Source organism: Kitasatospora sp. NPDC056783 (assembly GCF_042789895.1).
In the GTDB taxonomy this organism is placed as follows: domain Bacteria; phylum Actinomycetota; class Actinomycetes; order Streptomycetales; family Streptomycetaceae; genus Kitasatospora.
This window is the reverse complement of sequence record NZ_JBHUAF010000068.1, coordinates 22672-29575: the sequence shown is the minus strand read 5'-3', so window position 1 is coordinate 29575 and position 6904 is coordinate 22672. Positions and strand designations below refer to the sequence as shown.

Sequence of the window (6904 nt, the reverse complement as noted above, 5' to 3'; positions counted from 1 at the left end):
CGCCCCCACCCCCGATCGGGTGAGCCCCCGGGCCCGGTGGCCGCGGGGTCCTGGACTCCGCGGCCTCCGGCGGTCCCGCGCCCTTCGGCGTTCCCCGGTTTCCCGCGCTCCCGCGGCCCCGGTGCCCGGCTCAGGGGCGCAGGCGCAGACCGCGCGGAGTGGCGTGGAATCCGGCCTCCTCCAGGGCGCGGCCGAGGGCCGAACCGAGCGCGGGCTCGCCGTTGGCGCGTTCGACCGTGACGCTGCCGAGCGCGCCCTCCCGGACGGCCGCCGCCAGCGCCCCCGCCGCCAGTGCCCGGGTGCCCTCGTCCTCCGGCCAGGCCAGCAGGGACTTGCCGCCCCGCTCGACGTACAGCGCCAGCTCACCGTCCACCAGCACCACCAGGGCGCCCGCCTTGCGGCCCGGGCGGTGGGCGGTGGACTCCTTGCCCCCGGGGGCGGTGGGCGGTTCGGGCCAGGGCAGGGCGGCGCCGTAGGCGTTGGCCGGGTCCGCGGCGGCCAGCACCAGGGCCTGGGGAGGCTCACCGGTCGGGGCCGCCGGCCACTCGGAGGCACGGGACCGCTCCAGCCGGGCGTGGACCGAGCGCAGCCGGTCGGCCGCGCCCTCCATGGCGAACTGGGCGCCGCCCAGGCCCTCGACGAAGTAGCCCCGGCGGGCCCGGCCGCGCTCCTCCATCGCGGCGAGCACCCGGTACACCCCGGCGAAGCCGCCGGGCACCCGTTCGGCCGCGACCGTGCCCCGGGTGAGCAGGCCGTGCCGGTCCAGCAGGCTCTGCGCCCGGGCGGTGGCCCGGACCGTCGGGTCGGCGGCGAAGGCGGGCAGCAGCGACCAGCGCCCGGCCACCGTCGCCGGGCCGCTGCGCGGCGCCCCGCCCACCCGGCCGAAGGGGCGCCCCGCGCCGCCGTAGCGGCCGCGCGGGGTGGACCGGGGCGCGCGGTGCGCGGTGGCGCCCGCCGTCCGGCCGGAGCCGAGCAGGGCGCGCAGCGGGGCGAGGGTGTCGTTGGTGACGTAACCGGCCCAGACCAGGTCCCAGAGTGCCTCGACCACCTCCGGTTCCGGCGTCTCCTCCGGGAGCTGCTGGACGAGTTGGCGGAAGAACAGGCCGTAGCCGCCGGCCAGCGCGGACATCAGGGCGCCGTGCACCGGGGTGAGCGCGGGCGGGACGGGATCGGGCCGCAGCAGGTGGGCGCTCTCGGTGAGGTGCAGGCTGATCCAGCCGTCTTTGCCGGGCAGCGCCCCGGCGCCGCACCAGCCGATCTCGCCGGCCGCCGTCAACTCGTCCAGCAGAGCGGGGGAGTAGTCGGCGAGCCGGGCCGGCAGGATCAGCTTCTCCAGCGCGGAGGCGGGCAGGGCGGTGCCCTGGAGCTGCTCGACCACCCGGAGCAGACCGTCCGGGCCGCGCAGCTTGTGGCCGGCCAGGTGCTGCCACTGCGGCAGGAAGGCGGCCAGGGCGCGCGGCGGGACGGGCTCGACCTCCTGGCGCAGGGCGGCCAGCGAGCGGCGGCGCAGCCGGCGGAGCACCTCGGCGTCGCACCACTCGGGGGTGAGGTGCCACTCGGGGTCGGTGGAGCTTCCCGCCGGTCTGAACTGGCCCTGGACCAGCCGGCCGGCGGCGGTCAGCCGGTGCAGGGTGCCGGTGACCACGGCGGCACCGAGGCCGTACCGGGCGGCGGCCTCGGCGGCGGTGAACGGGCCGTGGGTGCGGGCGTGGCGGGCGATCAGATCGCCCAGCGGGTCCTTGACCGGCTCGGTGAAGGCCTCCGGGACACCGACCGGCAGCGGGGTGCCGAGCGCGTCGCGCAGCCGCCCGGCGTCCTCGATCGCGGCCCAGCGCCGCTCGCCGGCGATCCGGACCTGGATCACCCGGCGGGCGGCCTCCAGCTCCAGGGCCCAGAGCGGCTCGGCGCCGCGGAGCGTCAACTCGGCCTCACTGAGCGGGCCGAGCAGGCGCAGGGCGTCCGCGACGCCCTCGGCGTCCCTGATCCGGCGCTCGGGCGTGAGGCGCTGGAGCTCGGCCTCCAGCTCGGTGAGCACCCGTGGGTCGAGCAGCTCGCTCAGCTCGGCCTGGCCGAGGAGTTCGGACAGCAGCCGGGAGTCGAGCGCGAGGGCGGCGGCGCGGCGCTCGGCGAGCGGGGAGTCGCCCTCGTAGAGGAACTGGGCGACGTAGCCGAACAGCAGCGAGCGGGCGAACGGCGAGGGCTCCGGGGTGGTGACCTCGACCAGGCGGACGGCGCGGGACTCCAGATCGGCCATCAGCCCGACCAGGCCGGGCACGTCGAAGACGTCCTGGAGACACTCCCGGACGGCCTCCAGCACGATCGGGAACGAGCCGTACTCGGAGGCGACCTCCAGCAGTTGGGCGGCGCGCTGGCGCTGCTGCCAGAGCGGGGTGCGGCGGCCGGGGCTGCGGCGGGGGAGCAGCAGGGCGCGGCCGGCGCACTCGCGGAAGCGGGAGGCGAACAGGGCGGAGCCGCCGACCTGGTCGGTGACCAGCTGCTCGATCTCGCCGGGGTCGAACAGGGCGGCGTCGGCGCCCACCGGGGCCTCGTCCGGACTCCGCTGCTCCGCGGGGCCGCTGAAGTCGAAGTCGAGGGCGAGCAGGTCGGCGTCGGGCAGGCGGAGCACGATGCCGTCGTCGGCGTGCATCACCTGCGGGTCCAGGCCGTGCTTCTCGCGCAGCCGGGCGCCGAGGGCGAGCGCCCAGGGGGCGTGCACCTGGGCGCCGAAGGGGGAGTGGATGACGATCCGCCAGTCGCCGAGCTCGTCCCGGAAGCGCTCGACCACGATGGTGCGGTCGTCCGGGAGGTGGCCGCAGGCGGTGCGCTGCTCGGCGAGGTAGTCGAGCAGGTTGGCGGCGGCCCAGTCGTCCAGGCCGGCCCGCTTGAGCCGCTCGGTGGCCTCCGCGGGCCGGAGGGCGCTCAGCTCGCGGGTGAACGCGCCGAGGGCGCGGCCGAGTTCGAGCGGGCGGCCGAGGGTGTCGCCCTTCCAGAACGGGAGCCGGCCGGGGATGCCGGGGGCGGGGGTGACCAGCACCTTGTCGTGGGTGATCTCCTCGATCCGCCAGGAGGTGGTGCCGAGGGTGAACACGTCGCCGACGCGGGACTCGTAGACCATCTCCTCGTCGAGCTCGCCGACCCGCCCACCGCCCTTCGCGCCCGCCTTCGAATCGGCCCCGGCGGCGCCGGCGATGAAGACGCCGAACAGGCCGCGGTCCGGGATGGTGCCGCCGGAGGTGACGGCCAGACGCTGGGCGCCGGGGCGGCCGGTCACCGTGCCGGCCACCCGGTCCCACACCAGGCGGGGGCGCAACTCGGCGAAGGCGTCCGAGGGGTAGCGGCCGGCCAGCATGTCGAGCACCGCGTCGAACGCGGACTGCGGGAGGGTGGCGAAGGGGGCCGCGCGGCGGACCACGGCGAGCAGTTCGTCCACCGGCCAGGTGTCCAGGGCCGTCATCGCGACCAGTTGCTGGGCGAGCACGTCCAGCGGGTTGCGTGGGACGCGCAGCGCCTCGATCCGGCCGGTCCGCATCCGTTCGGTGACCACGGCGGACTGCACGAGGTCCCCCCGGTACTTGGGGAAGAAGACGCCGGTGGAGACGGCGCCGACCTGGTGGCCGGCCCGGCCGACCCGTTGCAGGCCGGAGGCGACCGAGGGCGGGGACTCGACCTGGACGACCAGGTCGACGGCGCCCATGTCGATGCCCAGCTCCAGGCTGGAGGTGGCGACCACGGCGGGCAGCCGGCCGGCCTTCAACTCCTCCTCGACGAGCGAGCGCTGCTCCTTGGAGACGGAGCCGTGGTGGGCGCGGGCGATGACCGGGGGCGCGCCCTTGGCCGCGCCCGAACCGCCCATCAGCTGGGCCGGGGCGTGCGCCTCGGGGACGGCGGTGCCGGTGGCGCGCTCGTGGGCGATCTCGTTCAGCCGGTTGCACAGCCGTTCGGCCAGGCGGCGGGAGTTGGCGAAGACGATGGTCGAGCGGTGCGCCTCGACCAGGTCGACGATCCGCTCCTCGACGTGCGGCCAGATCGAGGCCTGCCGCTGCGGGTCGGTGCCGGCGGCGCCTCCGGTGGCCGGGGCGGCGGGCAGGTCGTCCAGGTCGGGGACGGGGACGACCACCGAGAGGTCGAAGTCCTTGGCGGCGGCCGGCTGGACCACGGCGGCGCCGCGCCGGGGGCTCAGGAAGCGGGCCACCTCCTCGACCGGGCGGACCGTCGCGGAGAGGCCGATCCGGTGGGCCGGGCGGTCCAGCAGTTCGTCCAGCCGCTCCAGGGTGAGGGCGAGGTGGGCGCCGCGCTTGGTGCCGGCGACGGCGTGCACCTCGTCCAGGATCACCGTGTCCACACCGCGCAGCGCCTCCCGGGCGGCGGAGGTGAGCAGCAGGAACAGCGACTCGGGGGTGGTGATCAGGATGTCCGGCGGGTGGGTGGCGAAACGGCGGCGATCGGCGGCCGGGGTGTCGCCGGAGCGGATGGCGACCTGGACCTCCGGCTCCGGCAGGCCGAGCCGGACGGCGGCCTGGCGCAGGCCGGCCAGCGGGGCTCGCAGGTTCCGCTCGACGTCCACCGCGAGGGCCTTGAGCGGTGAAACGTAGAGGACCCGACAGCGGCGCTTGGGCTCGGCCGGGGGCGGGGTGCTGCTGAGCCGGTCGAGGGCGGAGAGGAAGGCGGCCAGCGTCTTGCCGGAGCCGGTGGGGGCGACGACCAGGACGTCCGTGTCCCGCCGGATGGCGTGCCAGGCCTCGGCCTGGGCGGTGGTGGGGGAGGCGAAGGCACCGGTGAACCAGGCCCGGGTGGCCGGGGCGAAGCCGGCCAGGGGGTCGTCGGCGGGCGGGGTCGGGTGCTCGGGCGCCATGCCCCCATGGTGCCGGGTGGGACTGACAAGCGGGGCCGGGGGGCGTGGGCGCCGGGGGAGGGGTGCGAGCAGGAGAGGGGGTGCAAGCCGGGGGGCAGGATCGACATTCCGCTCATATCGTGAGGAACCGAGGGGCGTGATCCACCGGGAGCCGCCGATCCACCCGGGATCGGCGGTCACCCGTGACCGACCGGACCGGCGAGCGGAGGCCGAGCGATGGCGCAGGCGCACCCGTCGGGCAGGCCCGCCCGGCGCCGCCGGATCCGCGGGCCCGCGCGGGTGCTGCTCGGGATGGTGCTCACGGCGCTGGTGGCGGGCGGCGCCGTGCCGTACGTGTCCGGGCCCGGGCGGGCCTACCTCAGCTACCTGGTGCTGGCCGAGGGGGAGGACGCGGCCGGGGCGGCCCTGGCCGGGACGGAGAGCCGGGCGGTGGGCGGGCAGGTGGTCCAGGAGTACCCGCAGATCGGGGCGGCGCTGGTGTACGCGCCGACCGACTCGTTCGGCGAGCGGGTGCGGGCCCGGCCCGGGATCGCCGCCGCCGGGGTGACCAGGACCACGCCGGTGGTCGCGCCGCCGCGGGAGGTGGCGGGCGCGGGGGACTTCACGGCGGGTTCCCGGCCGGGCGGGGACGCGGCCGGCGGCGGTCGGGCCGGCGGGGACGCGGTCGGCGGTGTTCGGGCCGACCGGGGGAGAGCCGGTGACCGGGCGGACGGCGGGACCACGACGGTGCCGGACCCGGGGGAGGGCGGGGCCTGGAACCTCGCGATGCTCGGGGGCGCCGCCGCCCGGGTCGGTGACGCCGCCGCCGGGCCGGGCGCCGAGGCCCTGCGCCGGGTGCTGGTCGCGGTGCTGGACTCCGGCGTCGACGACACCCACCCGGACCTGCGCGCCGCCGTCGACCCGAAGGCCTCGGTCTCCTGCGCCGACGGCCGGCCCGACGCCCGTACCGGGGCCTGGCGGCCCGACCCGGGGGTGGGCGAGAGCGGGCACGGCACCCACGTCGCCGGGATCGTCGGTGCCGCCCGCGACGGCCGCGGCGTCACCGGGGTCGCGCCGGGCGTGCGGATCGCCGCCGTCCGGCTGCTGGGGCCGCTCGGGCAGTACTACGCGGAGAACATCGTCTGCGGCCTGCTCTGGGCCGCCGACCACGGGGCCAAGGCGATCAACAACAGCTACTTCGCCGACCCGTGGAAGTACAACTGCCCCGAGGACCCGGACCAGGCCGCGCTGATCGCCGCCGTCGGCCGGGCCACCGACTACGCCCGGCGCAAGGGGGCGGTGGTGGTGGCCTCGGCGGGCAACGACGGGCAGGACCTCGGCGCCCCGCGGACCGACGACCGCAGCCCCAACGACCGGACCTCGGGGCCGGCCCGCACCCGCTACCTGGGCACCGAGTGCGTGCGCCTCCCCGGCGAGCTGCCCGGGGTGGTGACCGTCACCGCGGTGGGCCGGGACGGGCGCCCGGTCGGCTACTCCAACTACGGGCGCGGGCGGGTCTCGCTGGCCGCGCCCGGGGGCGTCCCGGACGGCGGGCCGCAGGGGGCGATCGTCTCCGACTGGCCGGAGGGGCAGTACGCGGCGCTGGCGGGGACCTCGATGGCGGCCGCGCACGTCACCGGGGCGGTGGCGGTGGCGGCGGCGCTGCACCCGGAGCTGGGGTCGGACGGGCTGGCGGCCCTGCTGGCGGCGACGGCGACGGCCGGGTGCCCTCCCGGCCCCCACGCGTGCGGGGAGCGGCAGTACTTCGGGGCGGGGCTGCTGGCGCTGCCCCGGTGACGGGACGGGGGAGGGGAGCGGCGGGCGTGGGCGTGCCGCTCCCGGGCCCGGGATACTTGGGGGCATGAGGCTGACGGAGTTCTGGCGACGGATGTACGCGCACTTCGGGGAGACGTACGCGGAGTCGTTCGCGACCGACCACGTGATGAGCGAGCTGGGCGGGCGGACGGTGCGGCAGGCGCTGGAGGCGGGCTGGGAGGCCAAGGACGTCTGGCGCGTGGTGTGCGACACCCAGGGGATCTCCGGCGTGCTGCGCTGAGTGCCGGCCTCCGGGCG

3 protein-coding genes are annotated in these 6904 nt (G+C 77.4%); 2 read left to right on the top strand and 1 reads right to left on the bottom strand.

Annotation, left to right across the window (positions count from 1 at the left end; translation table 11 throughout):
- Window positions 1–130: 130 nt before the first annotated feature.
- Complete coding sequence (locus ACFRMQ_RS13465; RefSeq protein WP_380730281.1) at window positions 131–4852, bottom strand: ATP-dependent helicase; 4722 nt, start codon at window positions 4850–4852, stop codon at window positions 131–133.
- Between the two features lie 216 nt (window positions 4853–5068).
- Here ACFRMQ_RS13465 and ACFRMQ_RS13460 point away from each other — a divergent pair, with 216 nt between their 5' ends.
- Window positions 5069–6628 carry a S8 family serine peptidase gene (locus ACFRMQ_RS13460; RefSeq protein ID WP_380730279.1) on the top strand — a complete coding sequence of 520 codons (1560 nt, stop codon included), beginning with the start codon at window positions 5069–5071 and terminating at the stop codon, window positions 6626–6628.
- Between the two features lie 64 nt (window positions 6629–6692).
- The gene (locus ACFRMQ_RS13455; RefSeq protein ID WP_380730277.1) at window positions 6693–6887 is read left to right on the top strand and encodes a DUF3046 domain-containing protein; all 195 of its coding nucleotides are present in this window, start codon (window positions 6693–6695) and stop codon (window positions 6885–6887) included.
- Window positions 6888–6904 lie beyond the last annotated feature (17 nt).